This window comes from Lutispora saccharofermentans, assembly GCF_024363565.1.
GTDB lineage: Bacteria > Bacillota > Clostridia > Lutisporales > Lutisporaceae > Lutispora > Lutispora saccharofermentans.
In genome coordinates, this window is record NZ_JAJEKE010000001.1 from 57356 (window position 1) to 81584 (window position 24229).

A 24229-nucleotide genomic window follows, 5' to 3' on the forward strand; every position below is an offset into this window, starting at 1 on the left:
TTATTCTACTCCTTCATTTTGCTCTTTCGTATCCTTCAGATTCTTTCTTATTCTCGGAGATAAAAAGGCCTTCAGTTTTTCTTCTATTATCCTTGGATTCTCACCGGCCTGAATAGAAAGCATGCCTTCAAGCATGACTTCTTTTATGAGAATTTCTTGTGAGCTTCGAATTTTTAATTTATTTGTTACCGGAGTGCAAAATAAATTAGCTATCATAGATCCATAGAAAGTGGTAACAATCGCTACTGCCATATTAGGTCCGACTGAAGAAGGATCCTTGAGATTTGCCAGCATATTGATCAAACCTATCAATGTTCCGATCATTCCGAAGCCCGGTCCTAAGGCTCCCATGGTTTCAAAAACACTTTGGTTTCCTTTATGCCTGTCCTCAATAAAAGCTAATTCAGTCTCCAGGATGTTCCTTACCAATTCGGGATCTGTACCATCTACAATAAGCATAATGCCTTTTTGCAAGAATTCATCCTTCAGCTGCATAGCAGCTTCCTCCAAAGCAAGCAAACCTTCTTTTCTTGCTATATTTGCTAAATCGATTATGGATTTTATTATGTCATCTGAATCTTTTTGCTTATAAATAAAAACGTACTTTACCGATTTCATGGCTTCCATAAGGCTATCGAAGGGAAAGGCAAAAACTACAGCGGCGAATGTACCGCCAAAGGTTATTATTACAGAATCAAAATCTATGTACCCCATTAGATTTCCACTGCCAAGTATTGAAAATACTATACAAAATAGTCCCAGACCCAAACCGGCAAAGGATGCTATGTCCAATAGTCTGCACCTCTTTTCAAGCTTAATCTTTTATTAATATATTTTCATTTGTAAATACTTTTCTTTTGAAGTCAATAATTCTGTGTATGATCTCTTCGGCATTTTCAAGAACTACATATTTTTTTCCGTCTCTCAAAGTCATTACCGTATCTGGCGTTTCTTCTATGGTTTCAATTAGATCATAATTTATATAGTACTCTTTTCCATTTAATCTTGTCACTTTAATCATTTATTCACATCCTTTTTATATAGTCCCTGGGCAAAGCCCAGGGACTATACCGCATCATCTCTTCATGTTTACTAACTCCTGAAGCATTTCATCGGACGTAGTAATAATTCGTGAATTGGCCTGGAAGCCTCTTTGCGTACTGATCATTTCCGTAAATTCCCTTGATATATCAACATTAGACATTTCCAAGGTGCCTGGGTTCAAAGCCCCTAAGCCGCCGCTGCCGGGGAGCCCGTATATAGCTTCGCCGGAGTTGGAGGAAACCTGGTACATATTTTCCGCGATTTTTTCTAAGCCGGCAGGATTTTTGAATCCCGCAAGAGCAACTTGTCCTATTATCCTGCTTTGTCCGTTTGTAAAAATTCCGGTTATTTCGCCTGATGGCCCGATGCTGAAGGTATCCAGATAGCCTTGCTTATATCCGCTTTTGTTGGTTATTGAAGCGGTTGATTCATTGGCAAACTGGGTCAAGCCTTCGAAATTTACATCTACATCAAAAGGTCCTGCACCATTCTTGCCTGCCATTTTAAGATTGAGCTCGTGAATTGTGTCAGCGCCACCTATTAATAGCTCTCCATCCGGCTTAAATTTAATTGGTAGCATAATATCTGGCAATACCGTAGGATCATATGGTGAAGGAATAACCACTGGATTTCCGTCCTTATCAAAGAAGCTTTTGTCTTCAAGATTTTGTACTATAACAACCCAATCGTTATCACCAGCTTCGGTTCCATCATTTTTCACACCGCGCACAAAAGTAAACTTAACCTTATGCTCTCCGCCTAAGCTGTCATAAAATACAGAGGTAGTCTCTCTAGGCTTCACTCCGCCTTTAAAGACTAAACTTTTATCTGCATCATCTACTTCTATAAAGTCGGCAGGATCAGTTATAGTTGTACCATCATCTTCAAACCTTGGCACTCTTTTCAGGTTATTATCCAGATTGCCCGCCATGGTTGCCTTATCTGTTGCCTTAGCAGCGAAGGACTTGGACTTGGATATTACCAGGCCTTCCATAACTCCCCTCAATACCGTAGAGCCGTCGGGGGCAGGGTTTTTGCCTTCATCTTCCATATAGCCCAATACTCTGTAGCCATTTGAAGCAACCAAATTACCGTCCTCATCCAGAGTAAAATTGCCTGCTCTGGTATAGGTCCTGCTTAAAAAGTCACTGCTGTTTGACAATATAAAGAATCCGTCTCCGTTAATAGCCAGATCGCTTGGATTGTCCGTTCTCATAGCAGACCCTCTGATATGGAAGGTATCAATGGATGAAAGAGAAATACCCAAGCCTACTTGCTGCGGATTTGTACCGCCTCTTCCCAGCTGGGGAGAGCTTGCGCCTTTGATGGTCTGGCTGAATACCTCCTGGAAGGTAGCCCTTTGTCCTTTAAATCCAACGGTATTGACATTGGCAATGTTATTGCCTATAACGTCCATTTTCAGTTGATGGGCTCTAAGACCCGATACACCTGAAAACATTGATCTCATCATAGTATAATCGACCTCCTATTTATGCTTTCTTCCCCTTCGTCTGTCATTCAGAAGGGATAAGCCTCCTTTAAAAGGTCCGGCTTATATGATTATAGCTCCATCAATATTGGTAAATATATTATCCTTTAAAGTATCCTCCGTTGCCGCCGTTATTATTGTCTTGCTCCGCACATTGGCTATCAATGCGGTATTGCCAAGGAGTATTAAGGTATCCTTTATACCTTTTCTTGCAGCTTTCTCTACTGCCTTATCTATATTAGCTATGTCTTCCTGAGTCAATTCCACATTTCGTGCAATCAATCTCTCCTGGGCATGCTTTGAAAATTTAATGCTTTCTTGTTGCTTGATCTGTCCCTCAAGTATTGTTCCAAAGCTGCTGTTTCCGTGAGTCCTTGGCTTGTCCTGAATATTGATCCTATTAGTCTTTGGAATAGCTATAATATTCTGGTTTATATTTACCTTAAAATCGTTCATAGTATCACCTCAACAGGTTTTTATCTGACCTCGTATATTTCTTCCAAAGATAATTCATATTCGCCGACGATCAGTTTAATGCTTCCGTTTACGCTCTTTAGGCCTTCTACTTTGCCTTCAATTTCAACTTTGTCCTGCTTGGCTTTAATATTTTTTCCAAGCATGCTATAAGCCATACTAAAGCGAATATTTTGAAGCATCAGCTGATTTTGCTCAATAGAGGTAATGACATCTGTAACCTCATTGACAGACTCATAAGGAACTTCTTTTGAATCTACCACCAAATAAGCCTCATTGCCCTTGACTCTCACACTATCAACAATCCCCGCGATATCTTTCAAATTTCCCGTCTCATCACTTATAGTTGCAGTAATAATTTTTCCAACCATATTATAGGCTGAATTTAATTTTGTAATTTTGTTTGTGTTCTGAGCCTGCTCAAGGCTTGAAAATTGGGCCATTTGTGATATAAATTCCTTATCATCCATCGGCTCCAACGGGTTTTGGTATCTCAGCTGGGTAACCAGCAAATTTAAGAAGGCATCTTTATTCAATGAATCATTAAATTCTTTTACTTTGCTATTAGCTGTCCCCGCTATATTGGTTACACCGTTTACTCCCATTTGTTCCACCTCCTAAACCTTTATATCTACAAGTCCGTCGCTTACGTTATAAGGATTGTCATAGTCTAAAACGCTTGCTGCCGCCTCCAAGTCACTGCTTTCAATGTATTGGCTTCTTTTTATATTATTTTTCCATGCTTTAAAATTCTGATTTTCATACTGCCATTTACCCTGCTGTCCTACTGATACACTGAGGTTTTGAATATTGATGCCTTTTTGACTCAGAGCATCCCTCAGTTCAGAGAAATTAGACTCAATAACTTCCTTTACACTGTGATTGTCTGCAATAAACTTTGCTGTCATTTCTCCTTTTTCCATTATTAAACGGATGGTCAGCTTTCCTAAGGAATCAGGCTTCAATTGGATTCTTATTTCTGATGCATCTTGAGTATGAACCACTTTATATTTTTCAGCAATTTGACTTAAGAGCTCTTCTTTACTTATGCTTTGCGGCCTTCCCAGATATTCAAGGTTCTTCGCAGCAGGCTTTATATCATCTGCGATCTTATGATTTTTCTCATCAGCCCCAATATATTCAATACCCAAAGCTGCATTTGTTTTGTTTTTCGAACTGAGTATTTCTACAAATTCAGGCCTTTTTATCACTCGGTCCGCAATAATTTTTGGCTCCTCATGGCTGCTCCTATCTTTTTGCTCATGATTATCAACTTTATCACTTGCACCGCCATTATCCGTCACCTCGGTAGCCAGCAAGGGCTCTTTTGCTTCTGCTTTTGCAGATGCCGGAACTTTAGAAGCCCGGACTGGCGAATCAGTCGATGTTAACTTATGTATCTCTTTGCCCTCGGTCAATCCATCAATCTTTTTTAATTGGGGCTTGTCCGGGTCTGATTCTTCCATCGCATTTTGGGCTGCAATAAACTTATGCTTCCCGATTTCCAGCTGTCCAATTGCATTTTCTATTTCGTCTTTGCTCAGCATAGTATTTTCTTGAAGAAGATTACGAATGTCGTCTATCGCTGAAGCCTTAAAGGTTTTACCGCTTTCAGCACCGCTTAATGAATCTCTCAGAATATGCCCAATATTTTCTATATCCTGCGTACTAAGGTTTAACATCCCTGAAAGCATTGCTAATAGAGATTCTGCTTCACTTTTTTCTACATCCTCATTTCCATCTTCCAGCAAGCTTTCTAACGGTACTGCATCTTTCAAGTTTTCAGGCTTGATGCCTTCCTCATCGACCGTCCGCTGGTTCACCACAGTTTCTTTGCTCATTGATTTGAAATCAAGCTGGCTTTTAGGTTTATCCATGTCTTTGAGCACTTCTTTATTCTCTCTCCGCATGATGGCTTTCTCCATGATTCGACCGTAGCCAGAGCTGCCAGAGGTTGAATTAGGCTTTAAATCTGTCTTAAAACCATTGAGCCCGCCCTTAGTAAAACTCATCAATTCTACGTAATTCAATATTATCACCTCCTTTCGTATTATATAAATCAATCATTCAATATGTCAGAGGTCTCCGGTTTAGCTATTTCTTCTAATATTTGAGCCGCTTGCAGAGGGTCCATCAGCATCAATATAGAGCTGCTCTTTTCTTTCTTCATATTTCTTAGTATCTGGACTACTGTACTTCTGCTTTCCATGTTGGATAATATCTGCATAGCCTTTGATGATTCCATTTTCTCTAAATATTCAACCTGTTCCATGATGCTGCTCAAACTGGTATTTAATTTATCCAGTCTATCATTTAATTGAGCTTCTTTTTCAGCCAGCAGCTCTTCTTTGGTTTCTATGGCTTTTTCTCTTTCTTCAAGGGCTTTTCCCTTCTCATCGAGCTGTTTAACTCTGATATCTATATCATTTTTCTTGGCCTCCAATAGCTCCAACTCAATCTCTTGCGGAGTTTTATTTTCAGCAATGGGCTTTATTACATTTCCAAGCAAAGGCAATGCCGAAAGCTTCCTCAATAACATGGGTTTTGCGCCCCCGATATCAAAAAATAATATCCCTCCGATAACGATTACCGCAGTCAGAAAAATTATTATTAATATAAGAAAGAAGTTTTGCAGCCTCGAATTTTTGCTTGTACTCTTCAGATTCTTTTTTGTCTCAGCCTGCTGCATTTCCTTACCTCCGTTATTTATCACATTCTTTAAAGGATATGATTTCTTCTATATGCTTTTCAAATTTACGCTGCTCATCGTATTGATACTCATCGTAATATATTTCTTTTAATCTCTCCATAGTCTTCTTATTCTGCATAGCTTTCATCAATTCGTATCTGCCTTGTTTTATATCTTCCTCTGCTTTGATGAGCACTTTTGTTTTATTCCTTATGCCTTCTCTATAATATTTCTGTTCCTCATGCATGCTTCTCAATTCATTAATGCTTACACCGCTGTTTACATGCTGCTCCAGCATATCATTGCTGTACTGCAAGCTGTGATTTAAGTTGTCTAGATCTTCTTTGGCATTTAAATATCTCTTATTATAAAGACTCAATGTATTTTTCTTTTGATCTTCTATACTTTTACGATACTCCAAAACCTTCTGAAACTTAAATTTATACATAGACTATATCATCACCTAACATATAATACTCTCCATCATATCAATAGAAGTTTCAAATCCTACATTTTCTTGTGTAGGCTGAATCAAGAACTGGTTTATACCATCAATTTTTTCTATGGCATGATCAATTTTTTTATTGCTCCCCTTCTGATATGCCCCTATATTTATTAAGTCTTCCGAATCTTTATATATAGATAGTATCCTTTTAACTTCACTTGCTAATTCTTTATGGCGATCTGATATTATATTTGGCATCAATCTGCTGATGCTTCCTAATACATCAATAGAAGGATAATGATTTTTACTTGCAAGAGCCCTGGACAGCACAATATGACCATCTAATATTCCGCGTACTGTGTCTGTTATTGGTTCATTCATGTCATCTCCGTCAACTAACACGCTATAAAAAGCCGTAATCGAGCCTTTGCTTGAAGTTCCTGTCCTCTCCAAAAGCTTAGGAAGCACTGAAAATACAGATGGAGTAAAGCCCCTGGATACGGGAGGTTCTCCTATAGATAGTCCGACTTCCCTTTGAGCCATAGCAAACCTTGTCAAGGAGTCCATCATAAGCATAACATCTTTGCCTTGATTTCTGAAATATTCAGCTATAGTAGTTGCAACATAGGCTGCTTTCAATCTTATTAAGGCAGGCTGATCGGAAGTAGCAACAACAACTACGGATCTTTGCAGTCCGTCTTTTTGCAGATCGTTTTCAATGAATTCATTGACCTCTCTGCCCCTTTCACCGATCAAGCAAATTACATTAATGTCGGCAGTCGTATTTCTTGCAAGCATACCAACGAGAGTACTTTTTCCTACACCGCTTCCGGCAAATATCCCTACCCTTTGCCCTTTTCCAATAGTTAATAATCCATCTATTGCTTTTATGCCGGAAGCCAAAGGAGTTTTAATCATTTTCCTTTGCAGGGGATCCGGCGGGTCATTGTATATGGGGTATAATGTACTGGTTCCAATAGTACCTTTCCCATCTATGGGTTGCCCTAATCCATCAAGAATCCGTCCTAATAAACCATTGCCGACAGGAACATGCATGCTTTTTCCCGTTGCTACAACCTGGCTTCCGGGTCCTATTCCATCCAAGGATCCCAAAGGCATCAAACTTACAATATTTCCTTTAAAACCTACAACCTCCGCCAAAACAGGGCAGTTATCTTTTATATTGATTATTTCGCAAAGTTCATTTAAATTTACGGCAGGTCCTATTGACTCAATGGTAAGTCCTATGACCTGGGATACTCTTCCGCTATATCTTACAAAGTCTTTTGTTTCAATAATTTTTTTGTATTTTGATAAATCAAGCTTGGTCAAATCTACCACTCATTCCTCAGCGCAAATTCAAAGGCTTTTTTTAATTGTTCAAGCTGTAGATCTATGCTGGAGTTAACTTCTCCAGACGGCGTGTCTACTAAGCAATCACCTTTCTTTAAAAACTTATCTTCAATAATTTCTACCTCTGAGACACCCTCAACTAATGATTCAATAACGCCTTTATTTACAAGTACATTTGGGTAATCTTCACTGCTTACCTTGATTGTGGCCTTGTTTTTATATGTGCATTTTTCTAATGCCAGCCTAATTTGAGATATGATCAAATCCTTATTTTGCTGTATTTCATCGCCAATTATCTTTCTTGATAAGTCCAATATTATTTGAACGACTTCTTGCTCTGCTTCTCTATATATATAGCCTTTTCTCTCATCAAGATAGTCCCTTATAATTTTTGCTTCTTCAATAACAGCCTGAGTTTCCTCTTTCGCTTCTTTATAGCCTTTATCAAAACCTTGCCCGTATGCGTCTTCTAATGCTTCTTTTTTAAGTTCTTCTATCTCAGCATAGCCTTGTTCAACAATTTTTTTTGCTTCGTTATTGGCATCTTCAATTATGCTTGCGTACATTTGCCGGGCGTTCCTTATAATATTATCGTACTCATCACTTGGATTTGTATCATTGGTAATCATATTTTCCTTAATAGGGTTGATATATATATCATCACTCTTGTTTACCAGCGGCTTTGGCGTGCCGATGCTGACTTTTTCAGATTTGTATATCCTATACAATTATTTCATCGCCTCCGCCTCTTGATATTACAATTTCTCCTGTGTCCTCAAGCTTTCTGATAATATTTACAATCTTTTGCTGTGCTTCCTCTACATCTCTCAACCTAACAGGGCCCATAAATTCCATGTCTTCCTTTATCATCTCTGCCAATCGTTTTGACATATTGGAGAAAACTGTCCTCGATACTTCCTCGCTGGAACTCTTTAATGCAAGAGCCCAATCTCCATTCTCAACTTCCCTGATAACCCTTTGAATTGATCTGTTATCCAAGGTGATGATATCTTCAAATACAAACATTCTCTTTTTGATTTGCTCGGCTAAATCTACATCCTGAAGCTCCAATGTCTCCATAATATTCTTTTCTGTCCCTCTATCCACTGAATTCAGTATGTCAACAACAGACTGTATTCCTCCAGCTACGGTATAATCCTGGCTTATCATAGAAGATAATTTTTTCTCCAAAACCATTTCTATCTCTTTTATTATTTCAGGAGAAGTTCTATCCATCATAGCAATCCTTCTGGTCACATCGGCTTGTTTTTCCTGTGGAAGGGCAGATAATATTGCAGATGCTTGCTGCGGTTTTAAATAAGATAAAATCAATGCAATAGTCTGCGGGTGCTCACCTTGTATAAAATTCAGAAGTTGAGCCGGATCTGCCTTTCTTACAAAATCAAAAGGCCTTACCTGCAGAGAAGCAGTCAATCTGTTTATCACATCCAAGGCTTTCTGATTTCCCAATGCTCTTTCCAATATTTCTTTTGCATAAGATATTCCGCCCTCTGATATATATTCCTGAGCTAAGCATATTTGATAAAACTCTTCTAAAACAGCCTCTTTATCATCAGGAGCGACAGTTCTCATATTGGCAATTTCAAGAGTCAGCTGCTCTATATCTTCTTCTTTTAAATGCTTAAACACTTGGGCAGATTTATCCGGACCTATTGCTATGAGCAAAATAGCGGCTTTTTGTAAACCATTATATTGTCCTTTGCTTGTCCTGCTCATGCTATCACTCCTACTCTTCATTTAGCCAGGTCTTCAACAACTGTGCTACTTGTTCTGGCTTCTGCATAACAAATTTCTCAACCTTTTTCTTTAATTCATTCTTATCCTCTATTTCAATATCGCTGATTTCCGATGCTTCTTCTATTTTGCTAAGAGCGATTCCAATATCTTCTTCTCTTTTAGCATCCTTGCGTCTTTTTAGCAAAACAATCAAAGCAGAAGCAAATATGAGTAAAGCTGCCACAGCAGAACCGAGCATAATAAGCATTTGATTTCTCTTTTGTTTTGCCTCTTCCATCATAGCGTTCTCAACTTGATCTTTTAATGTTGTATCAAAATCCATTATCTGAATATGTATATTCTCATCAATAGGTGAGACCTGCATACTTAGCCCCTGAGTCGCAAACTTTACCAAATCTTTTACTTCATTTTTTAGCTCATCAAGATTAGCTAGTGAATCGCCCTTAAGAGTGCCTTTATTGATCAAAACAGATATTGAAAAAGTTTCAATGTTTCCTTGCTCTTTAACAATTTGTTTTTGAGTTTCATTGATTTCATAATTTACAATATTGCTTGCTTCGCTATAGTTTGATTTGGAATCATCAACCTGAGGGTAAGTATTGATTTCTATATTGCTGTCGGTACCCGGTACACCCCCGGCCCCTCCGTTAACCCATTCCTTTTTAATATCTTCCATGTTTCTGACAATTCCCGTGTTATTCTCTTTATTAACAGGTTCAAATATTTTCTTATTTTCTACCTCATTATTGAAGTTCAGCTTTACAGTAGTCATCACATTCACATTGTTTATTCCAAAAACTGATTCTAGAAATTTCTTTACGCTATTTTGGATGCTGAGCCTTGTGGCTTCCTGCATTTCCATCTGCGTATTTACCTGAGCGTTGAAGCTTTCTCCCTCAGACTTCAATGCTCTGCCTGTTTCATCAATAATGGATATGTTATCTTCCTTTAAACCTTTAACGCTTTTTGATATGTATTGAACAATTCCATTCACCTGAACTTGATCCAGGCTTTGAAAGCCCGGCTTCATTTTAACTATGACACTGGCACTGGAATCCAATCTATTGCTTTCTAAAACAAACACATTATCTTCAGGTATAAATATATTTACTTGCGCCCACTCAACACCATCCAATGATTTAATTCCATTAGCAATAAGATTTTGCATATAAATAACATATTTCTGTTTTTTATCTTCTGAAGTATCATTAAAAGAAGATTTTAATATTTCTGGGAATATGAAATCATTTTTAGGCAAACCACCCATAGCAAGAGTAATCCTGGCTTCATCAACTTTATCTTTAGGCACCAGTATGGTCGTTCCATCAATTTTCACAGGTATTTTCATTTCTTTAAGTTTTTCTCTTATCTCTCCTGCATCCTTAGCATCAAGATTCGGATACAATACCTGATACCTCGGTATGGCTGAAAGTACCCCTATACTTACTATCAGTATAATTGATAATGCTGATATGACTGCGATTCTTGTTTTCTGACCTTTATCAAGTCCTTGCCAAAATTCATTCAGGTTATCTCGAATTTTCTTGATTGCTTCACCCATTTAGTCAATCACCCCTCAATTAAATAGGCATCCGCATAATTTCGTTATATGCGTCTAAAATTTTATTGCGTATTTGTATAGTAAATTGAAGGGCCAACTCGGCTTTTTGTGACGCAGCTATAACCTGATGAACATTGTCTATTTCTCCTGTGACCAACTGGTTATTTAAATTTTGGTATTCCAATTGTAATTGATTAACCTTCTCAATATTATCTTCTAAAATCTTGCTAAAAGATATATCATTCTCTTTATTATTCCGATTAAAGGCATCTGGTGTTCTCAAATTATTGATGTTTGAAAAGTCTATCTTCAATGTTCTCTCCTCCTACTATATCTTCCCTATGTCAAGAGCCTTCATCACCATATTTTTAGTAGAATTTATAGATGTAACATTTGCTTCATATGCTCTTGTAGCGGAGATCATGTTTACCATCTCTACCATAACATCTACGTTAGGCATCTTTATGTATCCCTTCTCATCTGCATCAGGGTGGCCTGGGCTGTAAACCAGCTTAAATTCAGATTCATCTTCTACAATGGAACTGACCTTTACACCAGACTTTTCAAACTTGTTCTGAGCTTTTGTTAAAAAGCTGCTAAAAGGCTGACCTATGCCGGCTTCTTCAAATATGACCAGTTGTCTTCTGTATGGAGTGCCATTAGAAGTTCTTGTAGTATTAGCGTTAGCAATGTTTTTTGAAATAATGTCCATTCTAAGTCTTTCTGCAGTCAATCCTGAAGCACTAATATTAATTGAGTCTAAAAAACCCAAGTTATTTACCTCCCTCCGTTAATTGCTTGTTTTAACAAGCTCAGTTCTTTAGCAAGTTGGTTTGATACAACATTGTATTTTATAGAATTCTTTGTGAGCTCAGCATTTTCTTCATCAATGTCAACATTGTTTCCGTCTTTTCTCATTGAAGTGCTATGATCTCTTGTTATTGTCATCTCTTTTAACAATGGTCTGTCCTTTCCTATAGGGAGAAATTTCGGATTTTTGTCAATGGAAGAAATAGAAAACTTCTCTCGCTCTTCATTAAGCAAGGTTTCAAAATTAACTCTGAACTTTTTATATCCCGGGGTTTCAAAGTTTGCAATATTACTGGAAATTACTTCATTTCTGATCCAGTATGCGTCAAGAGCCCTTTCCATTAAAGCAGTTTGTTTGTTTATTCTATCTATCATAAAACATCTTCTCCTCTTATTTCCTAAAATAGCTATTTCGACACTAAATATGTAATTCCTCTTATTTTAAAAGTATATTGACATATTTCTTATGTTATTTCTGTGTTAAGACAATATTAACATGATGATAAAATAAGCCATTTTTTGATAAATTTCAACCTAAAAACAATTATAAATTTTTTTTTGAATACAGTAAATGGATACAAAGTTCTATTTATTATACAAAATTCACATATTTTTCAATTCTGCCAATAAAATAAAAAAACTTCCATTGAAGCATTATTTAAAAATAAGGAAGATTTTTGTCCTATTCTAATGCAAATTTATACTTTCTATGGACTATAAAAAAAGTAAGAAAGTCTTTTCACTTTCCTACTTTTTTACCGCTATCAATTTTATCCCAGCTTTTTAAGCTCATCAATAAGCTTATCATTTAAAATCTTTATATGTGTCCCTTTCATTCCAAGAGACCTGGATTCGATTACTCCTGCACTTTCAAACTTTCTCAATGCATTAACGATCACCGATCTGGTTATTCCAACTTTATCGGCTATCTTACTGGCCACCAGCAACCCTTCATTGCCATCAAGCTCTTTAAATATATGTTCTACAGCTTCAAGCTCAGAATATGATAAGGTACCAATTGCCATCTGAACAACAGCTTTCTTTCTTGCTTCCTCCTCTATTTCCTCTTGTTTAGATCGAAGTATTTCCATGCCTACTACAGTAGCCGAATACTCTAATAAAACTAAGTCTTCTTCTTTGAATTCATCTTCAAATTTGCCAAGCATCATTGTCCCCAGTCTCTCTCCACTTCCATAAACAGGCACGATAGTAGAGTACTTAAAGTCCATAGTACAAGTTTTACTGCTGTCCACTACACAAAGATTATCATTTTTTAGAATATTAGCCTGAGTTTCTGTAATGTTTAACAGGGAGTTATTATAATCCTCCGGAAACCTTTTATCTACCAATACTTCTTTGCTGATCACAGTGCATTCCATAGGTCTGCATAGGCCATAACCTAGAACTCGGCCTTTTCTGCTTATAATATATACATTTGCATTAAGAACCTCGCTTATAATGCTGCATAGTTCATTGAAAGGCACTGGTTGATGACCTGTCATCTGCAGTACTTTGTTTACTTTTCTTACTTTTTCCAATAGTGTCATGCTATAGATTCCTCCTACTTTATATGATGTATCTGCTTGTATCTTTTTCTTTGATGTTACTAGATAATATTTTCTCTACATATTCTTTGGTTATAGTAAATTTCTTGTCTGTCATTTCTGAAGCATTATAAGACAACTCTTCAAACAGTTTTTCCATAACAGTGTAAAGTCGTCTTGCTCCAATATCTTCTGATTCTTCATTCATAATAGCTGCTATTTCTGCGATCTCATTTACTGCCTCCTCTTCAAAATCTACTTCCAGTCCCTCCGTATGCAATAATGCTTTATACTGCTTTATTAAAGCATTATTCGGCTTGGTCAATATTTCCCGGAAATTTTCTTTAGTCAAGCTGGTCAATTCAACCCTGACAGGAAACCTTCCCTGCAGTTCCGGAATTAAATCAGATACCTTTGAAACATGGAAAGCTCCGGCTCCAATAAACAGCATATAATCAGTCTTTACAGGACCATATTTTGTCATTACCGTACTGCCTTCCACAATAGGCAATATATCCCTCTGAACCCCTTCCCTCGAAACATCAGGGCCGGCAGAATATCCTTTGCCTGCTATCTTATCAATCTCATCAATAAATATGATGCCTCTTTCCTCTGCCCTCATAATGGCTTCATCAATAACACTATCCATATCGATAAGCTTTTGGGCTTCTTGCTGAGTCAGTATTTTTATTGCATCTTTTACAAGCATCTTTTTTTTCTTTAGCTTTGGGGGAAATATGCTTCCAAGCATATCTTGAAAGTTTATGCTCATCTGCTCAATACCAACTCCGGAAAACATATCTATTGTTGAAGATGAATTATCTTCCACCTCTATTTCAACGATTTGATCGCTTAATTCCCCTTTTCTTATCTTTTCTTTAATATAAAATCTATTCATCGTTATGTTTTCATCTTCTTCCGGGTCTGCTGCTTCAGCTTCCCTCGATGAATAATTAAATAATGCTTCAAAAGGATTGTTATCCTTTTTATTTTTTCCCGGTGAAGGAAGCAGAACTTTTCCAATTTGCTCTAAAGCGAGCTCATAAGCCCTCTCTTGAACCTCCTGGCTTCTTTCTGCTTTAACCATCCAGATTGAAGTTTCAATTATATCTCGGACTATAGAATCCACATCACGCCCTACATATCCTACTTCAGTAAACTTAGTCGCCTCGACCTTGATAAAAGGAGCATTAACAAGCTTTGCAAGCCTTCTGGCTATCTCGGTCTTCCCAACTCCTGTAGGACCTATCATCAAAATGTTTTTGGGAGTGATCTCATTCTTTATTTCATCCGGAAGCAAATTTCTCCTGAATCTGTTTCTAAGTGCTACTGCAACAGATTTTTTTGCGCCTTCCTGGCCGATTACATACTTATCTAATTCTTCTACAATCTGCTTTGGAGTTAGTTCAACCATAAAAAACCTCCTAGATGACTTCAACAATTATATTATTATTAGTATAGACACATATGGATGCAGCTATCTCAAGAGATTTCCGGACTATTTCTTCCGCATTCAAATTTGTATTATGATATAATGCTTTCGCTGCAGCTAATGCATAGTTTCCTCCTGATCCGATAGCTATGACGCCTTCATCAGGTTCAATCACCTCTCCGCTGCCGGACACAACCAGAAGGGTTTCTTTATCCCCGGCTATCAGCATAGCTTCAAGATTTCTAAGCACCTTGTCTTTTCTCCATTCTTTAGCCAATTCAACAGCAGCTCGTTTTAGATTTCCTCCATACTGCTCCAGTTTTTCATCAAATTTTTCTGATAGCGTAAACGCATCCGATACAGATCCGGCAAAACCAACTAAAACTTTTCCATTATATAATCTGCGTATCTTTTTTGCAGTAGATTTTATAATAGTATTTTGTCCGAAGGTCACTTGTCCATCGCCGGCAATTGCGCATTTTCCATCTTTTAAAACCCCAGCTATGGTTGTCCCGTTAAACATAAAAATCCTCCACATGATTTTTTAGCAAATATTTGAAATATTCTTATAAATCTAAAACTTTTTCAAAGTAAATACTAACATAATAAGTATCTATAATCAACATTTTTAGAAACTTTTTATTATATCATCCAGTTCTTCCAATGCAATCTTGGAATACTCCCGATTTTTTTCCTGCTTATTTCTATATTTGATTTTTAAAGGCTCAAATATACCAAAGTTTACATTCATAGGTTGAAAGCTTTTGATCGTCCTATCCGTTATATAACTGCATAGGCTTCCGTGTGCCGTAGTTTTGGGAAATTCTATAGCATCTTTGCCTTGTATAATTCTGCTCATATTGATTCCGGCAACCATGCCTGAAGAAGTAGATTCTACATAGCCCTCAACCCCGGTTATCTGACCTGCAAACATGAGCTTTGGATTCCTTATTGTTTGCAAGGTGTTTTTAAGTATTCTCGGAGAATTAATAAAAGTATTTCTGTGCATAACCCCATATCGAACAAATTCAGCATTTTCGAGGCCCGGAATCAAAGAGAAAACTCTTTTTTGCTCCGGCCATTTTAAATGAGTTTGAAAGCCTACTATATTATACAGTGTACCCTCTTGATTATCTTGCCTTAATTGAACTACAGCATAGGGCTGTTCCCCAGTCCTTGGATCGAGCAGACCAACAGGCTTTAAAGGTCCAAAAAGCAAGGTCATAGGACCCCTTAAAGCCATTACCTCCACAGGCATGCAGCCCTCAAACACAGTTTCTTTTTCAAAATATTTCAATTCTGCGGTTTCGGCACTGATCAACTCTTTATAGAAGTTTTCATATTCAGCCTTATCCATAGGGCAATTTATATAATCATCTTCTCCCTTTCCATATCGTGATGCCTTATATGCTTTGTCCATATCTATGGAGTCATATGCAACGATTGGTGCTGCAGCATCATAGAAATATAAGTAATCTTCTCCCAGGTATTCTCTTATACTTTTTGATAAATTGTCAGAAGTCAAAGGACCGGTGGCGATTATAGTATATTCATCCTCTGGTATAAACGTTACTTCCTCATTAATTATTTCAATATTGGGATGAGATTTTATCTTATCACTTATATAAATTGAAAATTTATCCCTATCAACAGCTAGAGCCCCGCCTGCAGGCACCATATTCTTATCCGCACTTTCAATAATCAAAGATTTAAGCATCCTCAGCTCTTCTTTCAACAAGCCAACAGCATTTTCCAGCTGATTCGATCTTAACGAATTGCTGCACACCAGCTCCGCAAATATGCCTGTGTGATGAGCCGGTGTCATTTTCTTAGGCCTCATTTCATACAGCTGAACCTTAATGCCTGAATTTGCAATTTGCCATGCGGCTTCACAGCCTGCCAGGCCTCCGCCTATAACTTTAACTTTTGTCAAGATAGTCACACCTTTTTTTCAATTTTGTTCTCATAATCACAATTTGGATTCATACATTTGTACATTATCTGTTTACCGTTCAGTTTTTTTGCCAGATGACTTTTGCACTTTGGGCAAATTTCCTTTGTGGGTTCATCCCAGGTAGTGAAATCACAATTCGGATAATTGCTGCAGCCATAAAATTTTCTGCCTTTTCTTGTTTTCCTTGCGATCAATTCTCCGTCACATTTTGGGCAGCTGACTCCCGTGCTTTCAACAATAGGCTTTGTATTCCTGCACTCGGGGAATCCGGGGCATGCAAGAAATTTCCCGTATCTCCCCATTTTATATACCATATTCCTTCCGCAAAGCTCGCATATTTCATCGCTTACTTCATCCGGAATATCTATTTTGCCTATGGTTTCTTCTGCCAATTCCAATACCTTTTTAAAGGGTAAATAGAACTTCTTTATAACCTCTACCCATTGTTGGTCTCCATCAGCAATATTGTCCAGATCCTTTTCCATATTTGCCGTGAATTCTATATTAACTATATCCTTAAAGTTGTCAATTAAAAGCTTGGTCACTGTTTCCCCTAATTCAGTGGTGACAAGATATTTCTTATCCTTTATCACATAGCCTCTGGCCAATATAGTGGATATTATAGGCGCATAAGTGCTGGGCCTTCCAATGCCCTTCTCTTCCAAAACCTTTACCAGAGTTGCCTCTGTGTATCTCTGGGGCGGCTCTGTGAAATGCTGCTTGGGTTCCAGCTTTTTTAATTTCACTATCTGCCCTTCAGACAATTCGGGCAATATTATATCTTTGTCTTCTTCCTTGTCATCCTTGCCTTCTGTATATACCAGCATAAAACCTAAAAATCTTATATTGCTGCCTGTAGCCTTAAACAAGTAATCCCCTGCGTTTATATCTATTGTCACAGTATCATATATTGCCGGCTCCATTTGACTGGCAATAAATCTGTTCCATATCAAATTATACAGCTTGAATTGATCCTTATCTAAGGAATCTTTGATCATATTTGGTTCTCTGAAGGCAGAGGTCGGCCTTATGCCTTCATGAGCATCCTGAACTTTTTTATCCGTTTTGGCTTGCGCACTATTTTTTTTATAGTATTTTTCTCCATATCTATCCAGAATAAAGTCCTTGGCATCCTTCTTGGCTTCTTCAGACAGCCTTGTAGAATCTGTTCTTATATAGCTCACTAAGCCAATTGTACCCTCAGCTTTAATGTCAATGCCTTCATATAATTGCTGAGCGACAATCATTGTTTTTTTCGTTGAAAAGCCTAATCTTCTATAGGCCTCCTGCTGCAAGCTGCTAGTGGTAAAGGGCAGAGGGGCATTTCTTCTCTTTTCGCCTTTTTTTATCTTTGATACTATATAATCTTCTCCCTCTAATCTTTTCAGCAGCTCTTTCATTTCAGCTTCAGAACCAATCTCTATTTTGCTTTCATTATTACCGTAAAATTTCGCATCTATAGTTTTTTTGGATTTGTTATCAAGAAGCTTTGCATTCAAATCCCAATACTCTTTTGAAACGAAAGCTCTTATCTCTTCTTCACGATCATATATCAATCTTACTGCCACCGACTGAACCCGGCCGGCGCTCAATCCCTTTTTTACCTTTTTCCAAAGCAAAGGGCTAATTTTATATCCTACCAGCCTATCCAGAACTCTTCTAGCCTGTTGAGCATCTACCAAATCCATATTTATGCTTCTAGGCTTCTTTATAGCAGTTTGAACAGCAGTTTTTGTAATTTCATTAAATTCTATTCTGCAATTATCTTTGGGGTCAATATCCAAAATTTTAGATAAATGCCATGATATTGCTTCTCCTTCTCTATCCGGGTCAGTAGCTAAATATATTTTATCGCAACCCTTGGCTTCCTTCTTTAATCTGTCAAGAGTCTGTCCTTTACCTCTTATAGTTATATATTTAGGTTCAAAACCTTTTTCTATATCTATGCCAAGCTGACTTTTGGGCAAATCTCTTATATGTCCCATAGTAGCCTCAACTTTGTAACCTGAACTTAAAAATTTCTTTATAGTTTTAACTTTTGCCGGTGATTCGACAATAACTAATGATGTTTTCAACACTTTTCACTCCATTTAAAAAATCAATATTGATTATATCAGAACTCAAATATATAATCAAAGCCTACATAATTATACACTAACAGCCATAATAAATTCCATCTATTTCTTTAATCCTTCCTTTTATCTCCAGTTGAACGGTTTTGGATAATATCAATCCGGTTTCCGACCCCAGATGTTCAATGATTTCGTCCATACTTCTGCCTGATCCGCTAATAAAAGTTAATATGCTTTGTTCTATTTCATCAAAAGCTTCACTACTCGCAGAAGTTTTAAAATCAATTGTTTGTATTCCATACTCCTCCAATATGTCATCAATGCAGGAAACCAACTTTGCTCCGTTCTTGATAAGTTCATTGGTACCTCTGCTATTTGGAGCACCTATATTGCCTGGTACGGCGAATACGTCCCTGCCTTGTTCAAGGGCAAAATCTGCTGTGATCAGAGAGCCGCTCTTTTCATTTGCTTCTACTATCACAACACCCTTTGACATGCCGCTTATTATTCTGTTTCTTGCAGGAAAGTTCTGGGGAGCCGCCGCTATACCAAGAGGGTATTCGGAAATAATTGCTCCGTGCTTAATTATCTTCTTAGCTAAATTATAGTTGCCTTTGGGGTATACATAATTCAAGCCGCATGCGAATACCGCTATTGTTCTTCCGCCTGCCTTTAATGCACCCCTATGTGCTGCAGAATCAATTCCTAAAGCCATTCCGCTTATTACTGTTATGCCTGCCTCTGCAAGCTCCATTCCTAATCTTTCTCCGGTTTTTAGCCCGTAATCCGAAGCTTTTCTTGAGCCCACTACGGCTATCGCACACTCATCGCCGCTTTCAATGTTTCCTCTCACATATAGCACAGGAGGTGGATCATAAATATTTTTTAAATTTTGCGGATAACTTTCTTCGTCTATAGTATAGACTTTTATATCATTTTCTTTCACTTTTTTTAAATATCTATCAATTTTGTCAATATCTCTTTTCGATATTATCAAGTCAATTAATTTTCCGTTTAGTATGCCGGATTCAAACAATTCATTTCTGCTGCTTTCAAAAACTCTTTTGGCACTACCAAAATATTTTATGAGTGCAGTATACCTTCTTGATCCTATTTGCGGCAATCCCGATAACCAAAGGCTATATTTTTTATCCTCCATTTCTACCTCCGTAATAAATAATGATTATGAGAAAATTATACCTCATCACAAAAAGTTATCAATAATATAATAATACTGTAAATTTTGCAAATATCCAAATATTCTTCATTATGCGGCAATTATTTTGCAGGTAATTTGATTCTTTTATGGAATATGTAAGTAGCAACAGATTAGATTGGAGCGATTTGATGATACATAAAGTTAATTCCTGTTCAATTTATGGTATTAATGGATATATTGTTGAAGTAGAGGTGGATTTGTCAAATGGCCTTCCCGGTTTTGATATTGTGGGATTGCCTGATGCTACGGTTAAAGAATCCAAAGAAAGGGTAAGAGCAGCAATAAAAAATTCTGAGCTGCAATTCCCTCAAAAAAGAATAACTATCAACCTTGCTCCTGCAAACATTAAAAAAGAGGGATCTGTATTTGATTTGGCTATTGCCGCAGGATTATTGGTATCTTCCATGTATTTTCCGGAGGCAGAGGTAAACAGCACTGTATTTCTGGGTGAGCTTTCACTGGATGGCACAGTAAAAGGCGTAAAGGGAATTTTACCTATGTGTATGGAAGCTAAAAGGCAAGGATTTACAAGGATCATAACCTCCAATGAAAGCTCTCAGGAGGCTGCATTAGTAAGCGGTATAGATGTTATTGGAGTTAATAATCTGATAGAAATAGTAGACTTTCTTAATGGCTCTCTATCTATCGAACCAACTGTATCCTCATTAGAGCAGCAACTGCTTACTAAATTTGATGATTGGGACTTCAAAGATGTCAAAGGTCAGCACACTGTAAAAAGAGCATTGGAAATTGCAGCTGCCGGATCCCATAATGTCCTGATGATTGGGCCTCCCGGTTCAGGAAAGACCATGCTTGCCAGAAGGCTTCCATCCATATTGCCTGATATGAGCTTTGAAGAAAGTCTTGAAGTTACCAAGATTTATAGCGTGGCAGGCCTTCTTAAGGAAAATGAGAGCATGATATTTAAAAGGCCCTTCCGTTCTCCCCATCATACAATCTCGGCCGCCTCATTGGTGGGAGGGGGACGAATTCCCAAGCCCGGAGAAGTATCTCTGTCTCATTTTGGGGTTTTATTTCTTGATGAAATGCCCGAATTCCCCAAGCATGTTCTGGAAGTTCTGCGCCAGCCTTTAGAAGATGAATGCGTCACTATATCCAGGGTAAACGGAACTATCACTTACCCTGCAAAATTTATGCTTATAGCCTCAGTAAACCCATGTCCGTGCGGATATTTTGGTGATGAAAGCAACAGGTGCAGCTGCAGCGCATCTCAAATCAAAAATTATATCGGAAAAATATCAGGACCATTGATGGATAGAATTGACTTGCACGTTGAAGTTAAACCTGTAAAGTTTAATGATTTGAGCGATGAAATCAAAAGCGAAAGCTCCTCATCGATAAAAGCAAGAATCAACAAGGCCAGGGAAATCCAGATGAAAAGATATTCTAAAGACGGCATATATTTCAACTCCCAATTAAAGCCCAGACAGATCAATTTATATTGCAAAATTGGAGCGGAAGAAAAAGCGATACTCAAAACTGCTTTTGAAAAATTTAATCTGAGCGCCAGGGCATTCAACAGGATATTAAAAGTAGCCAGAACTATTGCAGACTTGGAGGGCTCTGAAAACATCAATACCGGTCATATCGCCGAGGCTATACAGCATAGGAGCCTGGATAAAAAATATATGCTTTGACAGCTTATCAACTACATTTTTCTATGCAGATTGCAATTGGAGGGCAGTTAATCTGATTTACGAATTCATGAACAAGGACAACTGCTTTTTTATAGTCTATTGATTTAACGTATTCCATGATAGCTTCCTTCTCATCGAAGCCGCTATCGCCGCCGTAATAAACCGCTATCATGATTACCCCGCCCGGTTCCAGCAAGGCCAGAGACTTCTCTATTGCTTTTATTGTGCTGGCTGCTTTTGTTCCGACAGAATGGTCGCCTCCGGGCAAGTAGCCCAGGTTAAACATAACTGCCTTAATCCCCTTTGGCACATGCATATCCATGTTTTCATGGCTGTCTTTTATCAGAATTACTGACTTGTCCGCATCATCGTCTGCCAGCCTTTTTCTGGTATTTTCTAAAGCCATATCCTGTATATCGAAAGCAAATACTTTTCCCTCAAGGCCTACAAGCTTCGCAAGAAACAGTGTATCATTGCCGTTTCCTGCAGTAGCATCCACAACAGCATCTCCTTTTGCAACGATCATTTCAATAATTCTATGTGATATATCAAGAGCATTTTTTAAAAACATATACCTACTCCTTCTGAATGAAGTCTCGTTCAATAACCGTATTTTCCGCTATATTCAAAGGCATTTTTTATCAAATTTATATTGATCACATTTCCAGAATCATCTGCTATGACTTCCACAACATCAAAACGGCACATCCAATCATATAGCTTTTTATTGCTAATAAAGGCTAAGGCTGTTTTTACTATTTTTCTCTGCTTATGATGGTTAACAGCTTCTCCTGGTTGGCCAAACAGCTCAGAGCTTCTTGTCTTAACCTCGATGAATGCGATCACATCGTTATCTGAAGCTATGATATCTATTTCTCCCAATTTACATCTGAAATTTTTCTCTATTATATTATAGCCCTGGCTTTCCAAGTACTGAACTGCTGCAATTTCACCAATGTCTCCCAGAGTTTTCTTGTTAAGCATTCTTGTCTCCCCTTGATCTATCTATATATGACACGAAGGCTAGAACCTCAGCAACAACGACGTATAGCTCCGGAGGGATATTGCTTCCTAATTCAAAGCCTAAAAGACTATCTACCAGATTTTTGTCCTGGAATATTGGTACTTTATTTTTTTCAGCAGCTTTTATTATATTCTCAGCTATTATCCCTTTGCCTGCGGCGGTGATCTTGGGAGCAATATCCCCTTTATTATAAGACAAGGCTGCGGCCTTTTTAATCGGCTTCGTACTATTTTTCATATCATACCCTCACATCAATGCTATATCTGGGAACTTCTTTCGGATTTAATATTTCCTCCACATGGGCAAGGCCAATGGGTTCATCTTTTTTTTCAACGGCATGGATACTTATGCTGTAGCCTTTTGACCTCAATGCATCTATCAATACTTCTTTATGATTATTTATTGTATCTGAGGCCGACTTGTTATCTAGTTTGAAAATAACATTGATATTCTTATCTCTTATCTCAATATAGCCTTCGACATATCCTATATTATCAGTGCTTAAGCAAATTGCAATGCTGGTATTTGAAACATCAATCTTTTTATTTCTTTTACCCCGCTCATAAATAAAAATTTTGACATCCGTCTGTTTGTTATTGACTATTATCGGAATATGTATATAGTTCATATTGCTGTTTATTGATTTTATAATATTGACGAAATTTCGCAAATTCATCAGGGCATCTCTTATCTCATAATTATTTTTATCATCGTCACCTATAGAAGACTCCAACTGTATCAATAGATTCAGCAGCTTTTTAAACTCTGGCTTTACATTATTCTCATCTAATTCTTCCGGCTTTAAAAATACTTCATTCAGCTTGGTTAAAATCAGTTGCGCTTTTGGATCCTCAGAATCCATGAGATGCTTTAGCACTTTACCTATATATTCAGATATGACTTCTCTCTTTGAATTTATTTCATTATATATATATAAGTTTTCTGCCGTGATCTCGATATTTTTTGATAGCATAGACACAAGCAATCCTATGTCTGTCTTTTTTATCGAATCTGCCGTCTTCATCGCTACGCTTACAAGCTGTTCAAGCTTTATGAGACAGGTTTCATCCAATTCACTGTTTTCTGAAATCGCCTTTATAATATCTTCCATAGGCCCTTGGGTAAAATCCTTTTCTAAACCATCGGCAACAATCACAGAGCTCGTATCCAGAGAAGGAGTCAAATCAACTAATTTATAAACCGGGGTATTTAAAATATCCTTTTCAGCAAATATTAAATTTAGAATATCCTTTATATCATTTCTTTTATAAAGCTCTGCGGTTTTGATTATAAAATTAACATATTCTATAACTTCTTTATTGACCGGCTGCCTATGGGCAATGAGGGCTTTAAAAACATCTGTATTGAGCTCTGTGTCAGCAACTCCAATGCTTTTCAAAATATTTAACACTTCATTTTTAGATGTTTCTTCACAGCAGCTTTGTTCGATAACTTGTGCGTAAATCTTATCATCAGTTACTTTATTGATGATTATTTCAATTATTGCATCCTTTTCTATAGGCATATCTGCTAAAACCACAGCGTTAATAGTCTGCTCTGCGGATATTTTTAACATAATCCTGCCTTCACCGGTTCCGACAACTCTTCCCTTTATCACATCGCCTATTTTTAATGATCTTGCAAATCGTTCACCGCTTTGAGACTGGATATCATTATATATAGATGTAATACGCATTTGATCA

The 24229-nt window shown here is 37.4% G+C and carries 26 protein-coding genes; 1 reads left to right on the plus strand and 25 read right to left on the minus strand.

Annotated features, from left to right (window positions below):
- From LJD61_RS00310 to dprA, 21 genes are all read right to left on the minus strand, one after another.
- A complete protein-coding gene (locus tag LJD61_RS00310; protein WP_255225508.1) occupies nt 1-792 on the minus strand; it encodes a motility protein A in 792 nt (263 codons plus the stop codon).
- A 22-nt stretch (nt 793-814) separates the two neighbouring features.
- On the minus strand, nt 815-1021 hold the full coding sequence (locus LJD61_RS00315; protein ID WP_255225509.1) for a flagellar FlbD family protein: 207 nt from the start codon (nt 1019-1021) through the stop codon (nt 815-817).
- A 54-nt stretch (nt 1022-1075) separates the two neighbouring features.
- Nucleotides 1076-2515: a flagellar hook protein FlgE gene (locus tag LJD61_RS00320; protein WP_255225510.1), complete on the minus strand. Its 1440-nt coding sequence runs from the start codon at nt 2513-2515 to the stop codon at nt 1076-1078.
- 81 nt (nt 2516-2596) lie between these two features.
- Nucleotides 2597-2989: a TIGR02530 family flagellar biosynthesis protein gene (locus LJD61_RS00325; protein WP_255225511.1), complete on the minus strand. Its 393-nt coding sequence runs from the start codon at nt 2987-2989 to the stop codon at nt 2597-2599.
- 20 nt (nt 2990-3009) lie between these two features.
- Entirely contained in the window at nt 3010-3612 is a 603-nt protein-coding gene (locus tag LJD61_RS00330) for a flagellar hook capping FlgD N-terminal domain-containing protein (protein ID WP_255225512.1), read from the minus strand.
- 12 nt (nt 3613-3624) lie between these two features.
- Complete coding sequence (locus LJD61_RS00335; protein ID WP_255225513.1) at nt 3625-5037, minus strand: flagellar hook-length control protein FliK; 1413 nt, start codon at nt 5035-5037, stop codon at nt 3625-3627.
- A 29-nt stretch (nt 5038-5066) separates the two neighbouring features.
- The gene (locus LJD61_RS00340) at nt 5067-5696 is read right to left on the minus strand and encodes a MotE family protein (RefSeq protein WP_255225514.1); all 630 of its coding nucleotides are present in this window, start codon (nt 5694-5696) and stop codon (nt 5067-5069) included.
- 13 nt (nt 5697-5709) lie between these two features.
- Complete coding sequence (locus LJD61_RS00345; protein ID WP_255225515.1) at nt 5710-6144, minus strand: flagellar FliJ family protein; 435 nt, start codon at nt 6142-6144, stop codon at nt 5710-5712.
- Nucleotides 6145-6159: 15 nt separating this feature from the next.
- Nucleotides 6160-7473 (minus strand): flagellar protein export ATPase FliI, encoded by a 1314-nt coding sequence (gene fliI / locus LJD61_RS00350; RefSeq protein WP_255225988.1) that lies wholly within the window; start codon nt 7471-7473, stop codon nt 6160-6162.
- A 2-nt stretch (nt 7474-7475) separates the two neighbouring features.
- On the minus strand, nt 7476-8222 hold the full coding sequence (locus tag LJD61_RS00355; protein ID WP_255225516.1) for a FliH/SctL family protein: 747 nt from the start codon (nt 8220-8222) through the stop codon (nt 7476-7478).
- Nucleotides 8215-9231 carry a flagellar motor switch protein FliG gene (gene fliG / locus LJD61_RS00360; protein ID WP_255225517.1) on the minus strand — a complete coding sequence of 339 codons (1017 nt, stop codon included), beginning with the start codon at nt 9229-9231 and terminating at the stop codon, nt 8215-8217. The genes LJD61_RS00355 and fliG overlap by 8 nt, the downstream gene beginning before the upstream one ends.
- 10 nt (nt 9232-9241) lie before the next feature.
- Nucleotides 9242-10813 (minus strand): flagellar basal-body MS-ring/collar protein FliF, encoded by a 1572-nt coding sequence (fliF, locus tag LJD61_RS00365; protein ID WP_255225518.1) that lies wholly within the window; start codon nt 10811-10813, stop codon nt 9242-9244.
- Nucleotides 10814-10832: 19 nt separating this feature from the next.
- Nucleotides 10833-11126 carry a flagellar hook-basal body complex protein FliE gene (gene fliE, locus LJD61_RS00370; protein ID WP_255225519.1) on the minus strand — a complete coding sequence of 98 codons (294 nt, stop codon included), beginning with the start codon at nt 11124-11126 and terminating at the stop codon, nt 10833-10835.
- Nucleotides 11127-11141: 15 nt separating this feature from the next.
- Nucleotides 11142-11585, minus strand: coding sequence for a flagellar basal body rod protein FlgC (flgC, locus tag LJD61_RS00375; RefSeq protein ID WP_255225520.1), 444 nt, complete (start codon nt 11583-11585; stop codon nt 11142-11144).
- 5 nt (nt 11586-11590) lie between these two features.
- Nucleotides 11591-11998, minus strand: a complete 408-nt coding sequence (gene flgB, locus LJD61_RS00380) for a flagellar basal body rod protein FlgB (RefSeq protein ID WP_255225521.1) — start codon at nt 11996-11998, stop codon at nt 11591-11593.
- Between the two features lie 395 nt (nt 11999-12393).
- Nucleotides 12394-13170: a GTP-sensing pleiotropic transcriptional regulator CodY gene (gene codY, locus LJD61_RS00385; protein ID WP_255225522.1), complete on the minus strand. Its 777-nt coding sequence runs from the start codon at nt 13168-13170 to the stop codon at nt 12394-12396.
- A gap of 19 nt (nt 13171-13189) precedes the next feature.
- Nucleotides 13190-14581 (minus strand): ATP-dependent protease ATPase subunit HslU, encoded by a 1392-nt coding sequence (gene hslU, locus LJD61_RS00390; protein ID WP_255225523.1) that lies wholly within the window; start codon nt 14579-14581, stop codon nt 13190-13192.
- Nucleotides 14582-14591: 10 nt separating this feature from the next.
- Nucleotides 14592-15122: an ATP-dependent protease subunit HslV gene (gene hslV / locus LJD61_RS00395; protein WP_303740610.1), complete on the minus strand. Its 531-nt coding sequence runs from the start codon at nt 15120-15122 to the stop codon at nt 14592-14594.
- A gap of 105 nt (nt 15123-15227) precedes the next feature.
- Nucleotides 15228-16535: a methylenetetrahydrofolate--tRNA-(uracil(54)-C(5))-methyltransferase (FADH(2)-oxidizing) TrmFO gene (trmFO, locus tag LJD61_RS00400; protein WP_255225990.1), complete on the minus strand. Its 1308-nt coding sequence runs from the start codon at nt 16533-16535 to the stop codon at nt 15228-15230.
- Between the two features lie 2 nt (nt 16536-16537).
- Entirely contained in the window at nt 16538-18628 is a 2091-nt protein-coding gene (gene topA / locus LJD61_RS00405; RefSeq protein WP_255225524.1) for a type I DNA topoisomerase, read from the minus strand.
- 79 nt (nt 18629-18707) lie between these two features.
- Nucleotides 18708-19784 (minus strand): DNA-processing protein DprA, encoded by a 1077-nt coding sequence (dprA, locus tag LJD61_RS00410; RefSeq protein ID WP_255225525.1) that lies wholly within the window; start codon nt 19782-19784, stop codon nt 18708-18710.
- A 188-nt stretch (nt 19785-19972) separates the two neighbouring features.
- Between dprA and LJD61_RS00415 the strand changes: the two genes are divergently transcribed.
- On the plus strand, nt 19973-21502 hold the full coding sequence (locus LJD61_RS00415) for a YifB family Mg chelatase-like AAA ATPase (RefSeq protein WP_255225526.1): 1530 nt from the start codon (nt 19973-19975) through the stop codon (nt 21500-21502).
- A 7-nt stretch (nt 21503-21509) separates the two neighbouring features.
- Here LJD61_RS00415 and LJD61_RS00420 read toward each other — a convergent pair whose 3' ends face one another.
- From LJD61_RS00420 to LJD61_RS00435, 4 genes are read right to left on the minus strand one after another with little or no spacing between them, the layout of a single operon-like run.
- Complete coding sequence (locus LJD61_RS00420) at nt 21510-22073, minus strand: class I SAM-dependent methyltransferase (protein ID WP_255225527.1); 564 nt, start codon at nt 22071-22073, stop codon at nt 21510-21512.
- Between the two features lie 29 nt (nt 22074-22102).
- Nucleotides 22103-22486 (minus strand): YraN family protein, encoded by a 384-nt coding sequence (locus tag LJD61_RS00425; RefSeq protein WP_255225528.1) that lies wholly within the window; start codon nt 22484-22486, stop codon nt 22103-22105.
- On the minus strand, nt 22479-22763 hold the full coding sequence (locus LJD61_RS00430; protein WP_255225529.1) for an EscU/YscU/HrcU family type III secretion system export apparatus switch protein: 285 nt from the start codon (nt 22761-22763) through the stop codon (nt 22479-22481). Before LJD61_RS00430 ends, LJD61_RS00425 begins: the two co-directional genes overlap by 8 nt.
- A 1-nt stretch (nt 22764) precedes the next feature.
- Nucleotides 22765-24222: a hypothetical protein gene (locus LJD61_RS00435; protein WP_255225530.1), complete on the minus strand. Its 1458-nt coding sequence runs from the start codon at nt 24220-24222 to the stop codon at nt 22765-22767.
- Between the last annotated feature and the right edge of the window lie 7 nt (nt 24223-24229).